We start from the raw sequence: 24,949 nt of genomic DNA on the forward strand, positions 1-24,949 counted from the left end.
CCTTCAGCCTTCTTTTTTGCCAAAAAGCAGCTTTTGCAGGAACACATCCACCGCCATGGAGCGGGAATGCTCCTTATGACGGATGATCGAGAAATTTCGTTCTAATTGCAGCTGCCGGATGCGGAGTTCGGTAATTTCACCAGCAGCCAGTTCTTTTCGTACCACCCATCTCGACAAAAGAGCGATCCCAAGCCCGGCGGCGACGGCTTCCTTCACGCCCTGGCTGCTGGTGAAGACATGGGACCGCTTCGCTTCAATCCCCGTCTCCTGTATAAAATGATCACTGAAGGCGCGCGTGCCGGAACCTAGTTCGCGGAGTACCCAGACCTGGTTCTGTAGCATGGCCTGCTCCACAACGACGGATTGGGACATCGGGTGGCCGGAGGCGGCCACGACAATCATCTCATCCTTCATATAGGGGATAATCTCTAAGTCAGCGGAGGCTTGGACCTCCCCCTCAACAAAACCGATATCCAGCTGATTTCCCCGGATGGCCCCGATAATCTCCTGTGTATTGCCGATCGTGACCTGCATATTGACCTGCGGATACTGTCCGGCGAATGCCGCAAGCTTCCCCGGCAAAATATACTCACCGATCGTAAAGCTGGCCCCGATCAGAATACCACCGGTCACCTCATCCCGAAGCAGTTGAATCTCCTGGCGCGCCTCCTCATAGTGGGACAAGATCCGCTTAGCATGTCTATAGAGAATGGACCCGGCTTCAGTCAGGGACACCTGCTTCGGCGAACGATGCAGCAGCTTGGCTCCAAGCTCATTCTCCAGATTTTTGATATGCAGACTAACGCCCGGCTGAGACAGGTTCAGCAGCTCTGCAGCTTTGGAGAAATGGCGTTGCTCCGCAACAGTTACAAACACACGAATTGCATCAGTGATCATTATAATCCCTCATTTTTAAAATAGTTTCTGCGGCTATATGGGCTTGTTAGAGCCATTTTAGCACAGGATAGACTTTCAATCATAAGTTTTTATAATGATAAGCATCGCAAAGTCGTATTTCACTTTCGGCTTCGCTCCTTCTATAGTGAGAATATAATTTATCACATTAAGGAAGTGCAACGAAGATGATGGGACTTATACACCGAATGCCTTTAAGGGGCATGAAGAACGGCGGATTTTTGCAGGGGATAGGCTTGACGATACTGCTATCTATCATAGCTAAGCTGCTGGCGTACTTGCCATTTTTGAGTATTATGGGCCAATTGGTCATTGCGATTCTGTTAGGTATTCTGTACAGGGCGGTCAGGGGTGTACCTGTGCAGGCTCAGACCGGAATAGCCTTTTCCAGTAAAAGACTCTTAAGATTCGGTATCATACTGCTTGGATTGAAGCTGAATGTACTGGATATCGCTCATGCGGGCTATAAAGTGGTGGCGATTGCCGCCATCAATATTGTGTTCACGATTGTGGTTGTCTATGGATTAGCGAAATGGCTCAAGGTCGACAAGCGGCTGGGGCTGCTGACCGCATGCGGAACGGCCATCTGTGGCGCTGCGGCAGTGGTTGCCATTGCACCGCAAATCAAGGCGAAGGACGAAGAGACGGCAGTGGGCGCGGCTACGGTAGCCATTCTTGGCACTATTTTCACACTTGCTTATACACTGCTGTACCCGCTGCTCGGCCTAACCGTGACTGGCTACGGGATATTCGCAGGGGCAACGCTGCATGAGGTGGCGCATGTTATTGCAGCGGCGGCACCGGGAGGTCAGGGAGCGCTGGATATGGCTGTGATTGTGAAGCTGACACGTGTGGCGATGCTAGTGCCGATTGCTTTGGTGATTGGCCTTTGGGATGGGCGGCAAGCGCGTGAGGAACAATCGCAGGAACAACAAGGGCAGAAACGGCAAGGACAGAAACAGCAAGGGCAAGATCATAAAATAAAGTGGCGTGAGTTGCCGGTGCCATGGTTTATTTTTGGCTTCCTGCTCATGAGTGGGGTGAACACGCTGGGAATTATCCCAGGCGAAGTGATATCGGCACTTCTCGTGTTGTCCTATATGCTTCTGGCGATGGCTATGGCGGGCCTCGGACTGGGTGTGGATGTCGCTACCTTCCGTCGCCTGGGCAAGAAGCCGTTCTACGCCGGGCTGATCGGGTCCGTCTTGCTGTCCATCCTCGGTTTCCTGCTTATTCATGCCTTTGGGCTGAATTGAGTAAGACCCTATTAAAATAACACTTCATGTACACCTGTTGTACACATGCGGGTACTATACTTGGTTTATCAAATGACCGCTGGAGGTAATAAATAATGAAAAAAATCGCATTCCTGCTAGGACTCACAGTAGCTACAACCGCGTTGACAGGGCCGGTATGGGACGATCAAAAGGCTGGTTCCACCAAAGCTGTTTCCACTACAGTAGCAGCTCCTGCAGCTCAGAAAAGTGTCAACAATCCGTATTACAATGCAGGTTTCGATGATCCTAAGGAATTCACAATCTTCCTAGCGAAGCTACAGAAAGCAGTCTCTGAAGGCAAAAGCAAAGATGTGGCCGAGCTGATGTCCTACCCGCTTAATCTGAACAAGGGCAGCAAAACCTTTCCGATCTACACCAAAGAAGAATTCGTAATAAAATATGACCGGATTATGACCGCCAATGTACGCGCCAAGCTGCTGGCTCAAAAGCCGGATCAAGCCCTTTCCAATGCTAATGGCATTATGATCGGGGATGGGGAGCTGTGGATCAGCAAAATCAATAATCGTGTGGTTGTGTACGCGGTCAATGTGATAGAGAATCCATATGAAGTTGCGGGTATAGATAATCCTGTAGCATTTACGCACTTTTTTAACAAGCTGCAAAAGGATGTAGCCGCCAATAACAAGGCAGCAGTAGCCGACAGCATATCCTATCCGCTGCGCGTGAACACTAAAGGGAAAAGTGTGCAAATTAAAACGAAGAAAGAGTTTATCGCCAAATATAATGACATCATGACTGCCAAAGTGAAGAAGAAGTTACTGGCTCAGAAAGAAGACAAACTATTCGTGAACTGGCAGGGTGTTATGGTGGGTGACGGTGAGCTATGGATTGGACAAGTTGATAAGAAGATCAGCGTGATCGCAGTTAATCGGTAAAGCAAGTTTTTTTGACAGGCATTCACGTCTCCTGTTAAATGGACTAATGAATTTTTGGTAGATGTGGAGTGTGTACGACATGAAGAGAAGTATTTTGCTGGTGGAAGACGATGCGCTGATGCGGGAGTTTATCACGGACTATTTCAAGAAGGAACAATGGGAAGTCTATGAAGCGGAGAACGGACGGCAGGCGCTGGAGATTTTTGCACAGTCGATGGTTGATCTGGTGGTACTCGATATTATGATGCCGGAAATGGATGGCTGGTCGGTGTGCAGACGTATTCGCCAGAAATCGGATGTCCCGATCATTATCATCACGGCGAGAACAGAGGATGATGATCAGCTGATGGGCTTTGAGCTTGGAGCGGATGAATATGTGACCAAGCCATTCAGCCCGAAGGTACTGGTGGCCCGCGCCACGGCTTTGATGAAGCGAACAGAAGGGACGATTGGCCGGGAAGGCGACACGTTGATTTACGGAGAGTTGTCGGTGAATCAGAAAGCCCATACGGTAACGGTAAGCGGTGAACTGCTGAGCCTGTCGCCCAAAGAATACGATCTGCTGCTGGTGATGATCAAAAATTATGGTATCGTCCTGTCCCGGGATCATATTCTGAATGCGGTGTGGGGCTTGGATTACTTTGGCGATCACCGGGCCGTGGATACCCATATCAAAAAGCTGCGGGCCAAGCTGGGCAGAGGAGGCTCCTTAATACGGACGGTCATCCGTTCAGGCTATAAATTCGAGCTGGAGCCATGAAGAAGAACGGGGTAGTTTTGAAGCTGTTTGTTGTGACCTCCGTGATGATTGTGATTGTTTTTTCTATTGCCATGCTGGTGGAAGGGCTGTTCTTTGAGCGCTTTTACCGTACGACCAAGATCAGTAAGCTGGAACAGAATGTGCAGGAGTTTGGCCGGCAGTATGCGGCAGTGCATTCCGGCGGGGATCAAGCCGCGCATCTTCTTGGTGACTTTATGAACCAGCATGATGTCAGTATCGCGATATTTAATCATCAGTTTGAGCGTATAAGTGTAGAGCCGTATTATATTCGGATAAAGTCACCTGCCAAAAGCATTACGATTCGCATCTCGTCAGATGGAACTATGCTGAATGACATTCCTGTCGGGCTTCACATCGGTGATCACTTGGTTGTAGACGGGCTGTATATGGATGAAAAGGATACCATTATGCAGCCTGCAAAGCTGCAGCCGTCCGGTGCTCAGCCTGAGGAAGGATTGTCCCGTGTCACGGGCACAATCACAGATTTGTTACTGCCGGAGGACCGGTCATTTAACCCTTATTATCAAGACACACTAATTCAGAACGCGCTTGGCGATTGGATGAACAAGATGGACACTGACAGAGACCGTCTGACAAAAGGGCTTCCCGTTCAGATGGAGTGGACCGATAAATGGAGCGGCATTGTGTACGCAGTGGTGGTTCTTTCACTTCCTGAAGCTGGAGAGGGGGGCCGTTATGTGTTTGCGATGACATCGCTTCAGCCCGTCGGGGAAGCGGTTAGCATCCTGACACAATATTTTCTTTATTTGGCTCCGGTGATTCTGATTCTGGTGACGCTGCTATCCTTGATCTATTCCAGGATCGTTTCGTTTCCGCTAGTGAAGCTCAGCAAGGCGGCTACGCGCATGGCGGAGCTGGATTTTAGCCAGCAGCCGGCCATTAATTCGAAGGACGAGTTCGGCGATCTGTCACGGAGTATGAACAAGTTATCTCAGAACCTCGACGCTACCTTGAAGCAGCTCACTGAAGCCAACCAGGAGCTGCAGGAGGAAGTGGCCAAGAAGGAGCGCTCTGAACAGCTGCGCAAGGAATTGATCGCCAATATCTCCCATGAACTCAAGACCCCGCTGGGGATTGTTAAAGGCTTCGCAGAAGGACTGCAGGATGATGTGGCCACCGATAAAAGAGAGCGTTACCTCCATCTGATTGTGAACGAAACGGACCGGATGAACGCATTGATTATGGACATGCTGGAGCTGTCCAAATTTGAGGCCAAAGCCGTCCGCCTGCATCCCAAGGAGATTTATCTGGGGCGTCTTGTACGAAATGTGGCCTCATCGTTTGATCATCAGTTGGGAAGCAAAAATCTTCATATCGACATCCTGGAGACAGAAGAATGGGCCGTGCAGGCAGACCCTAGACGAATGGAGCAGGTTGTCCTGAATCTGTTGAGCAATGCCGTCCGGTACGCCGAGGAGAATAGCACAATCCGAATTGAGATTCAGCAGGATTCACCCGGCATTATTATGACCCGCATCGACAATGAAGGTCCGTCTATCCCTGAGGACGATCTGGAACGGATCTGGGATCAGTTCTACCGGGCTGAGCGCTCCCGGGACCGGAAGTTCGGAGGAACCGGGCTCGGCCTCGCCATTGTGAAGAATATTCTGGACCTGCACGGAAGCCGGTACGGGGCCGAGAATACGAAGCAGGGCGTCGCCTTTTATTTTACGCTGGAACAAGCAGAGCCAATGATAATAACGGAAGAAAGTTGAGGATGTATCACATGAACAAAATGGCAACGATGAATGTGCTCGCGGTACTTGCAGCAACTCTGCTGCTTAGTGCTTGCGGGGCAAAACCGGAGTCCGCAGCCAATGGTGGTACGCCTTCCGCATCACCAAGTGCTACGGCACAGGTTGTGCCTACGCTGGCACCTACAACAGTGTCAACAGAGCAGCCTTTCGGAGCAACTACAGAAGAGCCTACAAAATCGCCTACAGCAGTACCGACGGCAGTACCGACAGACGAAGCGTCAACCCCTGACGGCAGCGGCGCAAAGGCAGGAGATGCAGAGCCTAACGACGGCGCACAGACAGATCAACAGATATTGATCGTAATTGATCAGACACCTAAACCCATCGAGGGGAACAGTTTTGATTTTGCCGTCAAACAGCGGCCTGAAGGGTATGCATTGTCGCAGATCGAGTGGAAGTCGGGTAAGAACGATATCGTGAATACACTGCAAGAAGCTGTGGAGCATGGTCAGAGCGGAGGCGATGGCTTCTACATTAGCGGTGACGGCCAGTTTATGGGCTTCATTTACCCGGATAGCATGAAGGGAGAGCAAGGAGAGGTGAAGTTCACCTTCAAGAACGATCAAGGCCAGAAACTGACGTGGAAAAAGACGATTACGCTAAAGTAACGGGTATGATTGTTTAGCTGTATATAGAGATACGTATAGAGATAAGTATAGTGATAAGTATAGAGATATGAGGTTAGTGAGGTACGTATAGAGATATAAGGTTAGAAGGAAAGCCGCGTAAGCGGCTTTTTGTCTGTGCTATATGTAGTCTATTTTGTCTGTCCTATGTGGGCTATATAGCTGAATTTTAATTTTGGCTATGTGTAAAGCTTAAATCGAACTGAATGCAAACATAATTTCTGCTTCACAAACTAACTCATCGTTAACCTTAGCGACACCTTTTCCTTTGACAATCTTCCCTTTGATCCGTGTTACATCGAATTCGAGAAGGAGCTGGTCTCCTGGCTTCACTTGCCGTTTGAAACGACAATTATCAATACCCGTTAATAAGCCTATTGTTTGATCACTGCTTGCTCCATCCGACATAACGAAACCACCGACTTGTGCTAAGGCCTCTACGATTAAGACTCCAGGCATAACGGGATACTCGGGAAAATGACCCGAAAAATATGGTTCATTGATGGACACATTTTTAATCCCAACAGCTCGCTTTCCTTCATCAACTTCCAAGATTCTATCAACCAAAAGAAATGGATAGCGATGAGGAATCACCTTTTTTATAGCTTCAATATCAAGCATCACTTGCCTCCTCTGATCAGTTTATTACCATTTTAACGTCATTTGGAAAAATTGACCATAACCAAATCGGCAGCCAGTTTGTTGAGCTCGTAAACGACGTTATCTTTAGTACTGTACGGAACTGTAAAAGTGCAAACACTGCAGCGGGGCGGAGGACTCTGAAGAATCTTTTTACAACCAGGAAATCTGGCTTTAGAAGCGATCGCAAGAACCAGTGAACCCCGCAGTGGCTTACCTGTAAGTGCTGAGCAATAACTGTTGCTATCAAACAGTCTATGTCAGCTATTTTGATAGAGGATTTAGCTCTAAATGTAGCTCTAAAAGTAACTTTAAAAGTAACTCTAAATTAGTTCTGAATCACGTACTTACTGTGTGCTTTGTTCTTCATCTTCGCCATGCTAACGGACTCCAGAGCCTTTATTTGCTATAGAGTCAGGGATTACAGATTGTAACGGACTCCACAGACCTTATGAGAAGAAATCCTGTTCAAAAGCCGCTGGTGAGAAGGAAATAACGCCTCCTGAGTCCATTACATCTTCTAGAAGCAGCTATTTGCTTGAATAAGGGCGATATGGTCCGTTAGCTAAACATGTGAGCTGCAATCTTATGAACGGGTTATTCAGCTAAGCTTTGTTTTGATGAGCTTGTTTTGATGAAGTTATTTGGACGAGGCTATTTAGGAAAATGGTGTTTTGCAAGCGTTGTTTATGCGAATGTTATTTATAACCTGAGATTTTTTCAAAAAAAATTTGTTTTATAAATACAGTACATTATGCAAATCCTATCCTGGAGAATACCTGCGCCCAAATTCTAACAGGAGCTGATAACGTTATGGCGAAGAAGCAATGCTTATTCTGTGATGAAATCGTTCCACTGGAAACCAGTGGGGATTATGATAAATTTATCGACTGCCATTGTGCTCCGGGTGATTCCTACCGACTGCTTCGTGGGAGCTATGAAATCGTTAATGCCTTGAGCCATCAGGACAAACGGCAGCTTTTTCCCATTCTGTCCGCATATATCCGGGAACAGCTCGACCGGGGAAATCAGGTGGTTCTCGCTGCGAGCGAACTGGAGTCCATCGCCAACTCACCGGATATTCCGGCCACCATCGAGGAAAAGGGTGCACGTTTCCTGCAGTATCTGTACCGGCATTCAGAGGTGGCAGGTGAAGCGGTGGTTATTCAGCCGCTGGCCAACAGCTATAATATAACCTACTCGCCGAATCTACAGGAATTAGTCTATATCATAGATAAACTCGCTGGCGACGAACTGCTCGTACGCGAAGGGATGAGTTTCAGGCTGACTGACAAAGGCTGGGCGGAAGCTGCTGCAAGGGCCGGGGGAAGAAAGCTTAAGTCTTGCAGTGTGCTGTTATCGGCCGATCAGGAGCTGCTCAAAGAGTGGTCAGCCCATGTACTGCCCCGAATTGAACAATGCGGGTACAGTCCTCAAGTATTTAATGCTGCGGACCCTGACCGTCAAGCAAGTTATGCGTTGGACACTATCGCGGCAAGCAAGCTGCTAATTGCGGATGTGACCACTCATGCGCCAGAGGTCTATTTTGGAGCAGGATATGCTCTTGGACAGGACATACCTGTTCTCTGGACGATGAAGAGTGTTCATCACGATCATAGGCCTATTTTGCCAAGCGAGATACGTCCATTGCTCTGGGACACAGCAGAGGAACTGGCAGTCATTCTGCTGCAGCGGTTGAGCCACTAATTATTCCAGCCATTTCCTCCTGCTTATCAGCTTGAACAATTCTATAAAGCCGCCGGCTCACGGACGCTCCAGCAGATCCAACAGCAGATTCAACAGCATATCCAGCAGGTCCAGCAGCAGACCCCCCAGCAGATCCGGAACTTCGCCTGTCCCTTGTCGAGCTACATGCCGGACTGCTGGGATATGAACATATGAGCTGGCACCTTTATTGAAAATTACCTTTCCTTAATGAGACTCCCTTAGGAGGTTAGACACCCGAATACGCCATAAATCCACCGTCGACAGGAACCGTAATCCCCGTAATAAAGCCCGAGGTCTCTTCATCGGCGAGCCAGAGTAGTGTGCCCAGAAGGTCTTCCGGTTGGCCGAAGCGGCGCATTGGGGTATGGGCAATAATCTTCTGAGAACGCTCTGTCAGCTCCCCGTCTTCCCGGATTAGCAGTTTCTCATTCTGTTTGGTCAGGAAAAAGCCCGGGGCGATTGCGTTCACGCGAATACCCGCGTCAGCCAGATGAACAGCCAGCCAGCTCGTAAAATTGTTGATGCCCGCCTTGGCGGCGCTATAAGCCGGTATCTTGGTCAACGAGGATTCGGCGCTCATCGATGAGATATTGATGACAGCCGCACCTTGTCGTCCAAGCATCTGAGCGGCAAAAATCTGGGTAGGAATCAGGGTGCCGATCAGATTGAGATCAAGTACCTGCCTAAAGCCTGGAACGCTGAGATCGAAGAAGGAATGAATGTCGGGATTGTCCAGATCCCCCGGCTCATAGCTTTCTTTCGTTGTATTGGCCGAAGCATCATTGCCACCGGCACCGTTGATCAGCAGATCGCAAGGGCCCCAGCGCTGTTCTACTTCATTAGCGGCTTTTGCAACGCTGTTCTTGTCCGTTACATCACAGGCAATTGCATAAGCCTGCCCGCCTGCCCCTTCAATCTCGGCCTGCAAAGCCTCGCCTTTCTCCAAAGTACGATTAAGAATAGCCACCTTCGCGCCCTGGCGAGCCAGTTCAAGCGCCATCGCACGACACAAGACACCCGCCCCGCCTGTAATGACCACCACTTTTCCTGCCAGTGCAGGATGTATTGCCAGATTGCTCATAAGAATCGCTCCTTGTCATTTCATAGGATTTATAAATTATTTCGTACTGATCCGGTAAGCGGAGGGAGAGACTCCCGTATTTTTCTTGAAGCTTTTGGAGAAGTGCGCCAGCTCCATCCCGACCTGCTCGGCGACGCTGGAGATGCTGGAATCTGAATAGGAGAGGAGCCGCTTGGCATACTCCATCCGTTTGAGCTGGACATACTGCATGGGAGGGACCCCCACGAATTTTTTGAAATAGGGAATGAAGTAATTCGGATGCAAATGCACAATCTCGGCGAGATCTTCAACCTCCAGCGGCCAGTTCAGGCGTTCGTCAATGAAATTGAGGACACTCGCCAGCTTGCCCTGATCGCCGGTCATGATAAATTCTTTCATGAAGTCCTGATACCCGCCAGATTCGAGGCAAAGGGCTAAGAGATTCATCAGCGAAGCCTGTGTACGCATTTTGGAGAAAAAATCATTCCGGTGGAAGTTGGCGATCATCTCGGCAAAAATCTTCCGCACAGCATCCCGGTCCGGCGCATCGCTGATATACAGCTTGCCTGCGGCATGGAACAGCGGCCATTCCCCGATACGGGCATCGAAATGACAATAATAGCGGGTATAAGGATTTTCACGGGAAGTGTCTGTGGTCTGTGTGGTACCTGCCGGCATAATCATCAGCTGCCCTGGCTTCGGATAGTAAGTCATCCCGTTAAGCACGACCTTACCTTCACCCTTGTCTATGTAATAGAACCGGCCAAAGGAGGGGGTCTCATTGGTTCGGTTCCATCCAGGATATTTGGTGCTGACCTGGGCATAGGATACGTTGACACTCAAATTCTCCAGCATACCGCTTGTAAGATTGGGAGGGGTATTCATCATCAGGCTCCTTGTGAAAGCGTTCTAAATCCATTATAGCGATTATTGTTGATTTATCTAATGTATCTTATTTATTTACAAAAGAATCTTAATTCCTGGCATGTTCACTTTCCGTTTGTCGGTATATCCTCAAGTCATACTTATGAACAGGGAAGTGATCCATTATGTCAACCGTACGTTATGGGATTATTGGAATAGGGAATATGGGTCGTGCTCATGCGATCAATCTATTAAGTGAAATTAAAGGCGCGGAGCTGGCAGCAGTCTGCGATATCAGCCCGGAACGTCTGGAGTGGGCCGGGGAGCATTTGCCGGAAGCTGTTAAGCATTACAGCACTCCCGCAGAGCTGTTTGCAGCGAAGACTGTGGATGCTGTACTCATCGCCACACCGCATTACGACCACCCGACGCTGGCGATTGAGGCGCTGAACGCTGGGTACCATACCTTGATTGAGAAGCCGGCAGGCGTCTACACCAAGGCTGTGCAAGAAATGAATGAAACGGCTGCGGCCCATCCCGAGCTGAAGTTCGGAATTATGTATAACCAGCGTACGAACCCGCTCTACCAGAAGCTAAGAGACCTCATCCAATCCGGTGAGCTTGGTGAGATCCGCCGCACCAACTGGATCATTACGGACTGGTATAGAACGCAGAGTTACTATAACTCCGGCGGCTGGCGGGCGACTTGGGGCGGGGAAGGTGGCGGTGTGCTGCTGAATCAGGATCCGCATCAGCTCGATTTGTGGCAATGGACGACCGGGATGATGCCGAAGCGTGTGCGTGCCTTCTGTCATTTCGGCAAGTACCGGAACATTGAGGTCGAAGATGATGTAACCGCTTATGTTGAGTATGAGAACGGGGCGACTGGCCTGTTTATTACGACAACAGGAGAAGCACCGGGCACGAACCGTTTCGAGATCACAGGTGACAATGGGAAAATAGTGGTCGAGAACGGCAGCCTGACCTTTTGGCGGCTACGTACCCCTGAGCCTAAATTTAATGCTGAATTCGAAGAGGGCTTCGGCGCGCCGGAAAGCTGGAAATGCGAGATTCCGGTCGAGCCGGGCGGCGGTGATCAGCATAATGGTATTCTGCGGAATTTCACCCGTGCGATCCTGCACGATGAGCCACTACTGGCTCCGGGACAGGAAGGTATTCGCGGCCTGACACTTTCGAATGCGATGTATTTATCTTCTTGGACCGACAATTGGGTGGATCTGCCGATCGATGCTGAGCTGTTCCATAAGAAGCTGACCGAGAAGATCGAAAGCTCTACTTTTCAAAAAGCAGCAGCCGGGAACAAGACACTCGATGTCAAAGGAACGCACTAATCAACTAACATTCAGGAGATGATTTCCCTATGCAACATTCCAATATCGCATTGCAGATGTACACTTTAAGAGATTTTACCCAAACACCAGATGAGCTCAGAACAACTTTTCAGAAGGTGGCGGCGATCGGTTATACTGCTGTCCAAGTGTCTGGGATCGGACCGATTGACCCGGCAAAAGTTAAGGAATACGCAGACGAGGCAGGTTTGAAAATCTGTGCTACTCATGTTTCTTGGGACCGCTTGGAAAATGATCTGGACGCCCTGGCCCGCGAGCATCAGCTGTGGGACTGTAAGTATATCGGTCTTGGCGGGCTGCCTGATCATTATCGTACCAGCCAGGAAGGTTACCGGACGTTTGCGCAGCAGGCTTCGGAGATTGCTCGTCGTCTAAAGGAAGAATATGGCCTGCAATTTATCTATCATAATCATGATTTTGAATTTGAACGGGTAGATGGTGTCACGGGAATGGAGATTCTGCTGAATGATTCCGCTCCGGACTTCGGACTGGAACTGGACTTGTACTGGGTGCAGGCGGGTGGAGGCGATCCTATCGAATGGACACGCAAGGTAAAAGGACGGATGGGAGTCGTTCACCTTAAGGACATGGCCATTGTGGAGAGAAGGCAGACCTTTGCCGAACTGGGTGAAGGAAACATGAACTATAAAGGGATTATTGAAGCCTGCCGTGAGACGGGTGTGGAATGGTACGTAGTTGAGCAGGATGCATGCCGTCGCGATCCATTCGAAAGTGTGAGCATCAGTCTTAAGTATTTGCAGAGCTACCTTCAGGGAGGGGCCAAATGAATCGCAAGGACGGGATGAATTATGCCCCTCGCCACGAGGCTAAGCCGGTGGTGCAGACGGGAGAATTCGTGATTGCAGCAATAGCACTGGATCACGGTCATATCTACGGGATGTGCAACGGTCTAATCGAAGCTGGAGCACAGCTGAAATGGGTGTATGATCCTGATCCCGCTAAAGTGAAGGTCTTCTTGGATACCTATCCAGGCGTAAAGGCTGCCCGATCAGCGGAAGAAATTCTGGAAGATGCTGCAGTTCATCTCGTTGCTGCCGCTGCGATCCCCTCGGAGCGTGCAGCGCTCGGCTTGAAGGTCATGGCGCATGGCAAGGATTACTTCACAGATAAGACACCGTTCACAACACTGGATCAACTGGCCGCTGCCCGGGTTCAGGCGGAACGGACCCGGCAGAAGTACATGGTCTACTTCAGCGAACGGCTGCATGTGGAAAGTGCAGTCTATGCCGGGCAACTGATCCGTGATGGTCGCATTGGACGGGTGCTTCAAGTTATCGGTATGGGACCTCATCGTCTTAACGCGCCTAGTCGTCCGGACTGGTTCTTCAAACGGCAGCAGTATGGGGGGATTCTCTGTGACATCGGCAGCCATCAAATTGAACAATTCCTGTATTATGCCGGCTGCCAATCTGCCAAAGTGCTGCATAGCAAAGTGGCCAATTATAATCATGCCGACTACCCTGAGCTGGAAGACTTCGGTGATGCAACGCTTGTCGGCGATAATGGTGCCACCCAGTATTTCCGTGTAGACTGGTTCACCCCTGAGGGGCTCGGTACTTGGGGCGATGGGCGAACGATGATCCTTGGGACGGAAGGATATATTGAATTGCGCAAATACACCGATCTGGGCCGCTCGAACAGTGGGGATCACGTATTCTGGGCTGATGCGGAGGGTGAGCATTACGAGCATGTCGCAGGCAAGGTCGGTTTTCCATTCTTCGGTGAGCTGATCCTGGATGTTCTGAACCGGACCGAGCTGGCCATGACTCAGGAGCATGCCTTCAAGGCAGCAGAGCTGTGTCTCACAGCCCAGGCTCAGGCAGTCAATCTGACGCCGGACCAATTACGTTAGCGCTGGCAGCGCGGAAGGACGAGCGAACCATGCAAAATACGAAAAAGCTTGGCGCAGCGATTATTGGCTGTGGTGCAATTTTCCCGCTGCATGCCCAGGCACTGGCTGGGCTTCAAGGCGTGGAGCTGCTTGCTGTTGTGGACAGTGATCCCTCGAAGGCCGAACAGGCAGGTCGGGAATACGGCTGTATGTCCACTACTGATTATCGAACCATCATCGCCAGAGACGATATTGATGTAGTTCATTTATGTACTCCGCACCACTTACATGCGGACATGGCCGTAGAACTGCTACATGCCGGCAAGCATGTCCTGACCGAAAAGCCGCTGGCAGATAGCCTTGATGCTGCTCACCGCCTGCTTAAGGCTGCCGCCAACAGTACAGGGCAGCTTGGCGTAGTGTTCCAGAATCGCTACAATGACCCATCCGTGCGCGTCAAGCAAATGATCGAATCAGGCGAACTGGGACGGTTACTCTGCCTGAAAGGCGTAGTCACTTGGCACCGGGACGAAGCCTATTATCAGTCCAGCAACTGGAGAGGCTACTGGGCGACTGAGGGCGGAGGAGTCCTCATGAATCAGACCATTCATACGCTGGATCTTCTGCAATGGTTCGGAGGAGAGATTCGCTCGGTACGGGGAAGTGTAACGACGGATGTCCTGGACGGTGTAATCGAGGTTGAGGACACCGCACATGCGTGCATTGATTTCAGTAATGAAGCCAGAGGGCTTTTCTACGGAACGAACGCTTATCTGGTCAATTCACCAGTAGAGCTGGAAGTGGTGTTCGAGCAAGGAACACTCCTGCAGCGGAGAGATTGCCTGTATCTCTGGAAGGACGATCAGGAGACACTCTTATGTGAACCAGCCACCAAATCCGCAGGAGCCAAATCCTACTGGGGCACTGGACATTTTCGATTGATTGAGGACTTCTATAGCCATATCCGTGAGAATCGTAAATTCTGGATTGACGGTGAAGAGGGCTTCAAGGCAATGAAGCTGGCGAAGGATATTTACAGCTCATCTAACGCCAGATCATAGAAGGATATATGATTTTATAATTAAATCGACACGTATGAAGCAGGCCGCGATATTTCGCGGCCTGCTTCATTGTATAAGCCCAGTAACCGAAACCTCCCTACAGGAATAAGATAACAGATGGAGAATCAGCATTACACATTCATTAAAGAGGCGGGAGGATTGCTATGACTTCCCCTGGAAGGAACAAAAAAACAACGGTTTCATCTAGCAGATCGAAGAATGGAGCAAGCGCGGACCGTTCCATTCAGGCACTCCTTAATGGTGGAAAGAACTTGGAGATCATTGTTGCAGCCTTACTTTTAACCGGGAAGCTGAATGTAGATTCGGTAACTATATTCAAGCAAGCTACACTGCTTGTCGGGCTGACTGGTAAATATAAAACGCTGATTAAGAACGCCAATGTGGACAACATGGTGAAGTTTCTTAACGACAATGGCGATATGACGATCGACGAGGTACTTCAAGCCTTTACGCAGAAGAGCCAAAAAGGCTAGAAGAGTTCAAGACACTGCAAGTTAATTACAAGTGAAGGAGCAAATAAGTAATGAGCGAAACTGTTGGGCCGGATTTTGGGATGTGGGTTATTTTTTTTATATTGTTTGGATTATTTTTCTTTGGCTCCACCGACATCGAGACACTTTCTACTCAACCGACAGATTCCTAGTCTACGTAAACCATCCAGCATGTAGCTTGATCCATATTGACCTCAGCAGGCAAATGTGTCTTTAATATAAGTAGATACATGACTGTATAGAGAGAGGAATTATAATGATGGAACAAGCTATGTTTGCTGGAGGATGTTTTTGGTGCATGGTAACCCCTTTTGAAGAGCTGCCGGGCATTCACGGTATCGTCTCAGGATACGCCGGCGGACAGACGGTTAATCCTACTTACGAAGAGGTCAAGACAGGAGAGACAGGCCATTACGAGGTTGTACAGATTACGTTCGACCCCTCGCTATTTCCATATGAAAGACTGCTTGAGCTGTTCTGGCCACAGATCGATCCTACGGATGACGGAGGTCAATTTCAGGACCGTGGCTCTCAGTACCGGACAGCGGTTTTCTATTATAATGAAGAACAGCGCTTGGCAGCAGAAGCTTCCAAGGTGGATGTGGCTGCCAGCGGCCGTTTTGAAGGACCCATTGTGACAGAGATTCTGCCGGCTCCGGTCTTCTACCGTGCGGAGGAGTATCACCAGGATTATCATAAGAAGAACCCCAAGCATTACAAGGAGGACCGGGAACAGTCTGGTCGTGACACCTTCATCGAGAAGCACTGGTAATCAATAATTCTAATATTCGTTGTTTATTTCGGAGGGAGTTTGAAGGTGTGAGCAGAACATTGCAAAGTATTTTGTTTGATCTGGACGGTACGTTAACCGATCCGAAAGAGGGAATTACGAAGAGTGTGGCCTATGCCCTGAACCAGCTGGACAATCAGGTCGAGGATCTGGATACGCTGCTTCCCTATATCGGACCGCCATTATACGATTCTTTTATCGAATTGAATGGTTTCTCAGAGGACAAGGCCCGCCGGGCCGTTGAGCTCTACCGTGAGCGCTACAGCACCATTGGTAAGTTCGAGAACGCTGTTATTCCAGGTATTCCTGAACTGCTTGAGGGGTTAAAAGAGCAGGGATATAGCCTGTATGTGGCGACCTCCAAGCCGACCGTGTTTGCCGAACAGATTATCGAGCATTACGGACTTGCCGCTTACTTCAAGCATGTCGTGGGCAGCAACCTCGACGGAACACGATCCAAGAAGCAAGAAGTGATCCAATACGTTCTGGATCAGAACGATATCGCGCCAGAGCAAGCGGTGATGATCGGCGACCGGAAGCATGACATTATTGGTGCCATAGGCTGTGGCGTGGAATCTATCGGCGTCCTGTTCGGATATGGTTCAGAAGTAGAGCTTAGCAGTGCCGGAGCAGATCACATCGCCAGCCGAGTAGAAGAGGTTGGAGAGATTATCGCCCGAATTCGTGAGGCTGGGATCGTCAGCGGGGCCTAATCTGTAGATTGTGTAAAGAAGCGAGAAGCCCCAGATGGGCTTCTTTTTCTTTTGCTTCAGCTGAAAAATTAAACAAAACTATGGACGGCTCGTGCATGATCTGGAGGGTAAAGAACCGCTGAGCAAACCGTTCATGTTCAAGCAGGCAGCATCAGCGGCAAACGTGGAGCAAATATCTTGAATCGATACGTTTTGGACTTCTTCAACAAGGAACTAAAAGGGACGGACGGAGCCCTGATCGACGGAAGAAATGGATCATTTCCCAAGGTGAAATTCCAGCCTTCTGGCAGGGAATTTGTAGAATAAAAAACTAGTTGATTTCATGCCCATTGGTGAAGCATACTTGGTCTTGGAAGACCATTTTCTCAAGTTCTATCATCTTACCAAAGGGAGCGTTGGATTCACATGTGGCCTACACATCTTGATGAACTGTCAGGCGAAGCTATACGGCTTGTTCCAATGGAAAAAAGTCACACTGCCGGGCTGACTGCTGTATTGGCAAGCCCTTCAATCTGGGAGTATACCTGGAGGCAAGTCACTACGCCTGAGCAGATTGACCAATTACTTTTAACCGCACTCGCGAACAAAGAAAATGGCACAGAGGCTCCTTATACTATCTTCGATAGGGCTACCGATCAAATCATCGGCACCACCCGTATTCATCACCTGGAAGTGAATCACCGGAACGCGGAAATTGGCTGCACCTGGATCGCCCCGGAATACTGGCGAACGAGGGTCAACACCGAGTCCAAATCCCTGCTTCTACACTACTGTTTCGAAGAACTGGAACTTGTCCGCGTACAGTTCTCAGTGATCGGCAATAATCAAAGGTCCCAGCGGGCTGTTGAACGGATCGGCGGGGTCAGGGAAGGCGTACTGCGTAACCACCGTCTGAGGTCTAACGGCACCGTGCTGGATAATGTCATCTATAGTATTCTCGATTCAGAATGGCCTACCGTTAAAGACAACCTGCATTACTTGTTGAATCATAAATACTAATTAGCAAAAATACTCAATTATGCTATAATAGAAACATATATTCGTGTATGTTAAGAGGTAATGCTGAAATCTCCAACCCATATTTATCCCCTTCGAGGGGCGGATATGGGTTTATGTTATTTTTATGGAGGCTGATGGATTGAGAGTGGTAGTTTTAGACAATGAAGGGTTGGCTGAAAGATGAACTGGTCTGATTTTGGTGAGCGGAATAAACGCCTGAATCCCTTGTGGAATCTGGGCGCTGGTATGAACCTTGGGGAGATTCATCCTTATAAAGAGATGCTGGCGTTAAGTGTCCTGCTCCAAGTCTATTATCTGGAACTGGAATCCAATGAAAGACGCTCGAAAGAAGATATCATTGCGCTAGTCTGGACGGCGCTGGAGCGTTTTAATATAGCCCCATTAGGCACAACCGAGTCGGTGGAGCGTTTAGTAGACGGCTTGCTGTGGAGCGGGAATGGGGGGGCTTTTGAATCCTGGTATTATGATGATGACACGGGGCAGATGACGCTGCAAAAATATAAGTATTTTACGGTGGATGAAGACGCAACGCGAAGTAGCTGGGAGGAGAACGGCAAGACGATCTACCGGCTCTCGGAGTATGCCATGGAGCTGATCTTCATGAGCCACGAGATTATCGAGGAATTCCAGATCAGCATCAAGCTGTTGGAAATTCAGATGCATATCAAGCATGGCCGGGTGACCCGGGCGCTGCAGGATGTCAATGAACTGATCTCCAGGGTGCGCAAAATGACGCAGCAGCAACAGGAATACCGGAACGCGCTGCGCCGCAATCCAAAGCATATTTTCAGCGAATACGGGGTGTCACGTCACCAGCGGTTGGAGGAGATCCATCAGCAGTTCGACGAGGAGCGCAGGCACTTTGACAATATTCATCGTTCGCTGGCCCGGCTCGCCAATGATGAGAAAGATGTTATCGACTTTAACGAGATTCGTCTGCTGTCAGAGCGGGTGGAGCTGTCCAGACGGGTGCATGATGAGCTGGCCGAGATGGTCCTCAATATTTTCGAAGTGGAGACGAATCTGCGGCTGAATTTCCCGGAACTGTTCTGGGGCGCGACGGGCTTCAACTTCCGTACACATGTATGGGAGGAATGGGTCAAGGAAGAGGGACTACCTTCTGGGGACAGTCTGGATCTGTTGATCGGTGGTCTGTTCGCACCGAATCAGGATTTTGTCTATCCGCTGCCTTGGGCTTGGGAAGAACAGGACGTTGGTTTTATGCCTGAGCTATTGCCGGAAGAATTGGAGGAAGATGAGCAGGACCTCTCTCCACCCTATGTTGCCAAAGGCATTCCGTGGGCAGAGGTGGCCCTACTGTGGATGCCGGTGTTTCATACTTTGGCAGAACAGGGGTCGTTTACATTCACAGCGCAGGCTTTTACAGCAGAAGAGCAGCTCAAATGGGCTGCCACTCCCCATGCGATCGATTTATGGATTCAGTTCTTCCAGACTGAAATTACAGTGCAGGAGCAGGAGGATGACAGCGGCAGTGGCAGCGACGAATGTCAGCAACTGATTGCGCACTTGTTAACGGGTAATTCGCAACTGGAGGTACTGCGTGGTAAAAAGCTGCGGACGTCTATCGCTGTGGAAGGACCGCAGCGTGTTTCCTGGCCAGGCCTTGATATCAGTCCATATACGATTACGATTGTAGAATAGAAAGGTGAGAAGCACATCATGAGTTATTCACTGGAACAAGTGCAGCAGGCATCTCGGCTGTTTTTTGAACTGCTCCGTAAAAAGGTGCTGCCCCTCGATGATCCCGCTGCCGCTGAATGCCTGCAAGATACCGCTTCATATGACGCACTTCAATATGTCGCGAGAGAAGCGGGCTGCCGGGTGATGAATTCCGGGCATCGGCTCCACCTGCTGGTGAATCCGCTAGGCTCGGTATTCGCTACGAACTTTACGCAGCTGAAGAATAAATACTCGCGCATCGAGCGCAAAACTCATTTACATACGATTAATATCATCATCCTCGTCTTCCTGGCAGAAATGGATCAGGACGAGACAAATTTCAAGCCGGGACAGGACAGTATGTCTTATATTCAGATTGCCGATCAGGTGTCTTCGCTTTTTTCAGCCTGGATTCAGATGGATGAGGACGGCCGGTTCAGCCGCCAGTGGCAGCTCGATATTCAGGCTATGCACAAGGTCTGGTCCAGTCTGTACATGCAGACCAAGAGCCAGGAGGAGAGCGATCTTTTGTCGAGAGGCGCCAATTCGCGGATCGGCCTGATTCATGAAGGGATGAAGCTGCTGGAAGAGGAGAAGCTGGTTTTCATCTCCGAGCAGGAGAAACGGATCTTCCCGCGTGAAGAACTCTATGAGAGAATGCGCTACCTGTATCATGATGTCGACCGTTATCAGGAATTAAGAGGCTTGATTGGCCGGACTTTGGCGGAAAAGGAAGGTGAAGTCTATGCCGCGGATTGAACGAATTCGGATAACTGGACTCAAATACGAGAAAATGCTCAAGAAATATGACGATATGGTGTTGGACCTGTGCAATGAGGAAGGACCCGCCAATACGCTGATCACGCTGATGAACGGGGGCGGGAAAGGGGTATTGCTGCAATCCATCTTCCAACTCCTGATTCCGAAGACGCCATGGGGAAAAGATAGCGAGAACCAGGTCGAGGCTTTTTTCCATAATCATAAAAAACAGCTCAAGCCCTACACCTTCCACGTGGCGATAGAATGGCGGCTGGATAACAGCGAGCGTAACGAATATATCACAACTGGTATCGCCATGACGGCACATAACTCGCTGGATCAGCAGGATATCAAGGTGGATTATTTGCTATATGCGCTGCTGGAATACGGCGAGGGCGCAGAGCTGAATCTCTCCACCCTGCCTCTTTATGATCAGACCACCCGCGAACCGGCAGACTTTGACACTATTCAGCAATACGTTCGTGAACGTCGGAATGAGATCATGCCGTTTGGCAGCCACAGCTCGGACATGAAGAGATATTATGATTTCCTGGCAGTCAGGGATATACATATCGGAGAATGGCGCAATATGCGCAGAATCAACGGGGAAGAAGGCGGAATCAAGGGTTATTTTAAAAAGCATGATGCCTTCACGAACCACAACGTGTTCGAGAAGCTGATTATTCCTGAGATCGGTGCCAGCCTGAACGAAGGGTCGAAGGAGGATGATAACTCTCTGCAGCGGATGTTCATTGATGCGGCAACGATAGCTCAGCGCCTGCCTATGCTGGAGCAGCGGGAACAGGCGTATACTGAGTTTCTAGGCATGGCAGGTCCGCTATATGAATTGGTTGGTGAAGGATCTGCAGCAGAGGAAGCCGTGCAGGAGACGGAGCTGCTAGGCAGGCAGATGTTCACAGTGATCCACGAGGAGCTGAACAGCACCGAAGCCGAGCGCCGCCGAATGGCAGATGAACTCGCAGGTCATCACCAAGAGGCAGATCAGCTTCGCTTCGAAGGAGATAACCTCAAGTATCTGCGCAGCAAGGAGGAGCTGGATACCAAGCAGACTGAATTCAATAGGTTGAGCGATCATCAGAATCGTGCAAAAAGCCGGCTTGCTGACTCCAAAGAAATGGAGAAGAAGCTGGAGATTGCCCACTCCCTTGCCAAACGTAAGCTTCAGATATCGCAAATAGAGCAGTGGCAAAAGGAGATTCAAGCCATTGAAGGCTCGATGGAAATGAAAGAGCGCCAAGAGGTGATTCAGGAGACGAAGGAGAATCTGCGGAAGCAGTGGGATGTCGTTGCCACTTTGTGGCAGCAGACTCTAAGTGGCTTCGCAGCTTCTTTACATACACTCACTTGGGAAGAAGAAACGCTGCGGAAGCAGCGGGATGAATCCCTGCGGGAATTGGCCACCCTTGATGTGATGATCAATGATCTTACGTCGAACATCCGCAAGTATAGCGAGGATTTGGGTAGCTTTGCTGCCAAGCACGGATCGGAAGCTGCTCATGCGCCTGCCCCTGCGCTTCAGCGATCACTTGCCACCGTACAGGAACTGGAAGAGATGTCCGCATTGTTGAAGCAGCGAGTCAAAACATCGGAAGAACAACGTTTGACGCTGCACACAGCACATACAAGGCTAGCCGAGCAACTCGCAGCCAATGAACGAGACACTGGTGAGCTGAGTGCCCTGCTGGATACGCAGAATCAGCGGGAATCACAGCTGTGGTCACAGCTTGTTGTGCTGCTGGAGTTGTATGACGAGCATAGCCGGCTTGGAACTACAGCGCTATATGAGGTGAAGGAAGACATAACCGCAAGGTTCCTGCACCGAATCGAGGAGACTGTGCAGCAGAACAAGCGGCTGCGCCGGGATTATTATCATCAGCTACTGGATGTGGAGCTGCAGAATCAATCCTATTGGGTGCCCAATGGGGATATTCTGACTGTCAAGGACATGCTGGATAATCTGAAAATCCAGTCGGTAGCGGGCAGCTCTTACCTGAATGATCTCCCTTATCTCACCCGGGAAGAGGAGCTGGAGCGATATCCGCTCCTGCCTTATGCCCTGATTCTTACCAAGCGGGAAGCAGAGAAGATCCAGCCGGATATGCTGAAAGAGGTGCTGTTGAAATCCCCTGTACCGCTATTTATCCGTGAGGATATGGCAGCTGCGGGTTCTCCAGCCTTAATGATCCTTGCTAGCGAAGGGCCGCAAATGGTGCTGCAGCCGGAACGGTTTATGAACTGGAAGAATGGCATCACCGCCAAGCTCAAAGAGCGGGAGCAAGAGCTGCAGGACGGTGAAGCGTATCTGTCGAAGCTGAGATCCGCTCGTCAGGAGTATGATCGCCTGTTCCAGCTCGACAATACGTCGGTCCTGCGCGCCAAGATGGATGCTTTGAGACTGCTGGAACAAGACCTGCGCCAGAAGATGGGGCAGCTGAATGCGGAGCTAAAGGACCATGAGGACCTTATAGTCCAGCTCGACAGAGAGCTTGCAGAAGGGGCCGCTGCTATCTTCGAACAGCAGCAACGACTGCTCGCTCTGCAGAGCTGGATTGAGCGGACCCGGGCGCATGAAGAGGCGCGTCAGGAGAAACAGAGAGCGGTAGAACGGAAAGGCCTGCTGGTCAGAGAGCTCGCCGTCAGAGATCAGCAGCTTCTCCAGCTTGCTGGACAAAGAGAAAACATGGCCGGCCAGCGTGAGAAATGGATGGGCGATACGCGGTATTCGCTTTTCCCGAGGCTTCAGCTCTGGTTCCCGGAGCTTGTGTTCCCGGCTGATCAACAAGCGCCTATAATGGAAGAGGAAGTAGCCGCAGCTTCTGAACTTGTAGACCCCGCGGAACAGAACACGCTGCTGCAACTGCTTAGCACTGTGGAGGCTCTCCAGCAATCGCTCTCTCGTAGCGAGCTGGAAATCCGAACTCGCGGGGCGCAGATTACTGCTGCCCGTGAGAATCTGAACGAGCTGGAAGCAACGCTCGGCGGGATCGATGCCGGGTGGCGTAACGCGCCCGAGCCGTCCGACTCTGCCGATTCCATCATGGCGGCCAGAATACGCCAGAAGGATGAAACGGCGAGGCTGGAGGAGGACTATCAGCAGATCCATGATGACTATATCCGCTGCCAGACCGTAACGGACAATCTGCAGAAAGAGCTGAGCAAGGCCGAGAAAGCTATCAAGATGAAGCATGAGCGTCCGGTAGAAATCTGGACGGAAGGGCTGGATTACAAAGAGCAAGAGATTAACCAGCGTTTCCAGGACAACGAGCGCCTGCTTAGTCAATGCAAACGAAGTCTTGAACGTATAGACCGGCTGCTCCAGACCTTATCCAATCAGCGGCAAATTATGAACGCCCATATTGAAGAGCGTGTGAACCTCCGCGATATTCCGGAAGAGGTGAAGCAGCGCGTTCAGGAGAGCTGTGAGGCGTTCGTGTCACAATGGCTTCTCCAGATCAAGCAGCGCAGAGAGAAACGGGCGGAACTCTCTAAGAAAGTCAAAGAGGAGAAGAACACGCTGAGCAGCAGACTCTCCAAGAGCGGCTGGAATGCAGATCTGGAGACCAAAATTCAGGACCGGTTGAACACCGTTCACTGGGACGATTTTCACATTGCCCGCCAGGTGCTGGATTCCATGCTGCGTAGCTCCCGTGACCAGATCGAGAGCATCCAGAGCGACAAGGAAGGGATGGAACTGTCCCGCAAACTGTGGGTCGGACGGGCTTCCAAACGTGTTATTCAGATTGTGGATATTATGAAGCGGATGGAGCGGCGGATGATCATTCATAATGAGAATCAGCATGCTTTTCCACTGGTTAAGTTAAGCTATAAAAATATCAACGTGCCACGTGCCACTGACGATGTGGAGCCGCTAGTCACAGACTATTTCAATCACTGTATCCAGGATCTGTTGAAGAAATATCCGAGAATGGAGCAGGTACCTGCTTCCGCAATCAAAGAAATCATTAACGACGGCCGGATCGTCTATGCCGCCTTCCAGAACCGCTTCCCAGTTCTTCAGGTATACAAGCCGGTTACTGAGAACTACTTCCTGTATGCTGCTCCTGAGGAATATCATTATTCCGATTGGGAAGTCATTAATAGAGGGGCCTTGGATGAAGCCGTCGGCAGTGGTGGTCAGCGGCAGTCCGTTCAGCTGCTGGTAGCGATGATGATTATGACCCACAAACGGGTGAACCGTGAGAACAAAGGCTGGACTGTGTTTTTATATGATAATCCATTTGGCGAGATGGTCTCGAACAACGTGCTGGACCCGGTGTTTGAAATCTCCAAGGCACTTCGGTTCCAGTGGCTGATTGTTACTCCGCCGGAGCTGGTTAAGAATGATGTTAGTATTAGGTTCGGCGTATACTGGCAGCTTTACTTTGGTGGAACCAAAGGGGATATGCTGGAATCCACGCTGGTTAAGGGCGGCAGGAAGCTTCTGCCTTCGGCGCTGTTCTGATTTTATGTACCAACTGAATCATTGAAAAGAGGGTCCTTTCTCTTCACTAAAGGAGGGACCCCGTTTTAGATTAAGAAATAAGGTTGAGCGTATTGTAACTCGTGTGATCACGGTTGAAAAAAATAAAATATCTGCTACTATTAAT

The 24,949-nt window shown here is 50.0% G+C and carries 22 protein-coding genes; 18 read left to right on the forward strand and 4 right to left on the reverse strand.

Translation table 11 applies throughout. The features are described from left to right. Positions 1 to 3: 3 nt before the first annotated feature. The gene (locus tag ACFRAM_RS16935) at positions 4 to 897 is read right to left on the reverse strand and encodes a LysR family transcriptional regulator (protein ID WP_379466836.1); all 894 of its coding nucleotides are present in this window, start codon (positions 895 to 897) and stop codon (positions 4 to 6) included. 206 nt (positions 898 to 1,103) lie between these two features. Between ACFRAM_RS16935 and ACFRAM_RS16940 the strand changes: the two genes are divergently transcribed. From ACFRAM_RS16940 to ACFRAM_RS16960, 5 genes are all read left to right on the forward strand, one after another. Then, positions 1,104 to 2,171: a YeiH family protein gene (locus tag ACFRAM_RS16940; protein ID WP_379466989.1), complete on the forward strand. Its 1,068-nt coding sequence runs from the start codon at positions 1,104 to 1,106 to the stop codon at positions 2,169 to 2,171. Between the two features lie 95 nt (positions 2,172 to 2,266). Beyond that, on the forward strand, positions 2,267 to 3,088 hold the full coding sequence (locus tag ACFRAM_RS16945; protein WP_379466837.1) for a hypothetical protein: 822 nt from the start codon (positions 2,267 to 2,269) through the stop codon (positions 3,086 to 3,088). A 79-nt stretch (positions 3,089 to 3,167) separates the two neighbouring features. After that, positions 3,168 to 3,848, forward strand: a complete 681-nt coding sequence (locus ACFRAM_RS16950) for a response regulator transcription factor (RefSeq protein ID WP_379466838.1) — start codon at positions 3,168 to 3,170, stop codon at positions 3,846 to 3,848. Beyond that, positions 3,845 to 5,605 carry a sensor histidine kinase gene (locus ACFRAM_RS16955; RefSeq protein ID WP_379466839.1) on the forward strand — a complete coding sequence of 587 codons (1,761 nt, stop codon included), beginning with the start codon at positions 3,845 to 3,847 and terminating at the stop codon, positions 5,603 to 5,605. Before ACFRAM_RS16950 ends, ACFRAM_RS16955 begins: the two co-directional genes overlap by 4 nt. An 11-nt stretch (positions 5,606 to 5,616) precedes the next feature. Beyond that, entirely contained in the window at positions 5,617 to 6,255 is a 639-nt protein-coding gene (locus tag ACFRAM_RS16960) for a hypothetical protein (protein ID WP_379466840.1), read from the forward strand. 210 nt (positions 6,256 to 6,465) lie between these two features. On the opposite strand, the gene fabZ is transcribed toward ACFRAM_RS16960, so the two are convergent. After that, positions 6,466 to 6,894, reverse strand: coding sequence for a 3-hydroxyacyl-ACP dehydratase FabZ (gene fabZ, locus ACFRAM_RS16965; protein WP_379466841.1), 429 nt, complete (start codon positions 6,892 to 6,894; stop codon positions 6,466 to 6,468). Positions 6,895 to 7,725: 831 nt separating this feature from the next. Between fabZ and ACFRAM_RS16970 the strand changes: the two genes are divergently transcribed. Beyond that, positions 7,726 to 8,619 carry a hypothetical protein gene (locus tag ACFRAM_RS16970; protein ID WP_379466842.1) on the forward strand — a complete coding sequence of 298 codons (894 nt, stop codon included), beginning with the start codon at positions 7,726 to 7,728 and terminating at the stop codon, positions 8,617 to 8,619. A 247-nt stretch (positions 8,620 to 8,866) separates the two neighbouring features. Here the strand turns inward: ACFRAM_RS16970 and ACFRAM_RS16975 are convergent, their stop codons facing one another. Both ACFRAM_RS16975 and ACFRAM_RS16980 read right to left on the reverse strand, forming a co-directional pair. Further along, complete coding sequence (locus tag ACFRAM_RS16975) at positions 8,867 to 9,721, reverse strand: SDR family oxidoreductase (protein ID WP_379466843.1); 855 nt, start codon at positions 9,719 to 9,721, stop codon at positions 8,867 to 8,869. Between the two features lie 36 nt (positions 9,722 to 9,757). Beyond that, a complete protein-coding gene (locus tag ACFRAM_RS16980; protein WP_312876321.1) occupies positions 9,758 to 10,588 on the reverse strand; it encodes an AraC family transcriptional regulator in 831 nt (276 codons plus the stop codon). Positions 10,589 to 10,749: 161 nt separating this feature from the next. Here ACFRAM_RS16980 and ACFRAM_RS16985 point away from each other — a divergent pair, with 161 nt between their 5' ends. The 12 genes from ACFRAM_RS16985 to ACFRAM_RS17040 all read left to right on the forward strand — a co-directional run bounded on the left by ACFRAM_RS16985 (position 10,750) and on the right by ACFRAM_RS17040 (position 24,804). Further along, positions 10,750 to 11,916 (forward strand): Gfo/Idh/MocA family protein, encoded by a 1,167-nt coding sequence (locus ACFRAM_RS16985; protein WP_379466844.1) that lies wholly within the window; start codon positions 10,750 to 10,752, stop codon positions 11,914 to 11,916. 29 nt (positions 11,917 to 11,945) lie between these two features. Continuing rightward, positions 11,946 to 12,722 (forward strand): sugar phosphate isomerase/epimerase family protein, encoded by a 777-nt coding sequence (locus ACFRAM_RS16990; RefSeq protein ID WP_379466845.1) that lies wholly within the window; start codon positions 11,946 to 11,948, stop codon positions 12,720 to 12,722. Continuing rightward, positions 12,719 to 13,807 (forward strand): Gfo/Idh/MocA family protein, encoded by a 1,089-nt coding sequence (locus tag ACFRAM_RS16995; protein ID WP_379466846.1) that lies wholly within the window; start codon positions 12,719 to 12,721, stop codon positions 13,805 to 13,807. The genes ACFRAM_RS16990 and ACFRAM_RS16995 overlap by 4 nt, the downstream gene beginning before the upstream one ends. Before the next feature lie 29 nt (positions 13,808 to 13,836). After that, positions 13,837 to 14,847 (forward strand): Gfo/Idh/MocA family protein, encoded by a 1,011-nt coding sequence (locus ACFRAM_RS17000; RefSeq protein ID WP_379466847.1) that lies wholly within the window; start codon positions 13,837 to 13,839, stop codon positions 14,845 to 14,847. 164 nt (positions 14,848 to 15,011) lie between these two features. Continuing rightward, on the forward strand, positions 15,012 to 15,341 hold the full coding sequence (locus ACFRAM_RS17005) for a hypothetical protein (protein WP_379466848.1): 330 nt from the start codon (positions 15,012 to 15,014) through the stop codon (positions 15,339 to 15,341). A gap of 277 nt (positions 15,342 to 15,618) precedes the next feature. Further along, on the forward strand, positions 15,619 to 16,131 hold the full coding sequence (gene msrA / locus ACFRAM_RS17010) for a peptide-methionine (S)-S-oxide reductase MsrA (RefSeq protein ID WP_379466990.1): 513 nt from the start codon (positions 15,619 to 15,621) through the stop codon (positions 16,129 to 16,131). Positions 16,132 to 16,178: 47 nt separating this feature from the next. Further along, positions 16,179 to 16,862, forward strand: coding sequence for an HAD family hydrolase (locus ACFRAM_RS17015; protein WP_379466849.1), 684 nt, complete (start codon positions 16,179 to 16,181; stop codon positions 16,860 to 16,862). Between the two features lie 177 nt (positions 16,863 to 17,039). Further along, entirely contained in the window at positions 17,040 to 17,168 is a 129-nt protein-coding gene (locus ACFRAM_RS17020; RefSeq protein ID WP_379466850.1) for a hypothetical protein, read from the forward strand. A 99-nt stretch (positions 17,169 to 17,267) separates the two neighbouring features. Further along, entirely contained in the window at positions 17,268 to 17,861 is a 594-nt protein-coding gene (locus ACFRAM_RS17025) for a GNAT family N-acetyltransferase (RefSeq protein WP_066368592.1), read from the forward strand. A gap of 180 nt (positions 17,862 to 18,041) precedes the next feature. After that, positions 18,042 to 19,544 (forward strand): hypothetical protein, encoded by a 1,503-nt coding sequence (locus ACFRAM_RS17030; RefSeq protein ID WP_379466851.1) that lies wholly within the window; start codon positions 18,042 to 18,044, stop codon positions 19,542 to 19,544. A gap of 18 nt (positions 19,545 to 19,562) precedes the next feature. Further along, complete coding sequence (locus ACFRAM_RS17035) at positions 19,563 to 20,321, forward strand: DUF6063 family protein (protein WP_175371083.1); 759 nt, start codon at positions 19,563 to 19,565, stop codon at positions 20,319 to 20,321. Further along, entirely contained in the window at positions 20,308 to 24,804 is a 4,497-nt protein-coding gene (locus tag ACFRAM_RS17040; RefSeq protein WP_379466852.1) for a hypothetical protein, read from the forward strand. The genes ACFRAM_RS17035 and ACFRAM_RS17040 overlap by 14 nt, the downstream gene beginning before the upstream one ends. Positions 24,805 to 24,949 lie beyond the last annotated feature (145 nt).

The organism is Paenibacillus sp. NPDC056722, from assembly GCF_042790635.1.
Lineage (GTDB): Bacteria > Bacillota > Bacilli > Paenibacillales > Paenibacillaceae > Paenibacillus_AQ > Paenibacillus_AQ agri.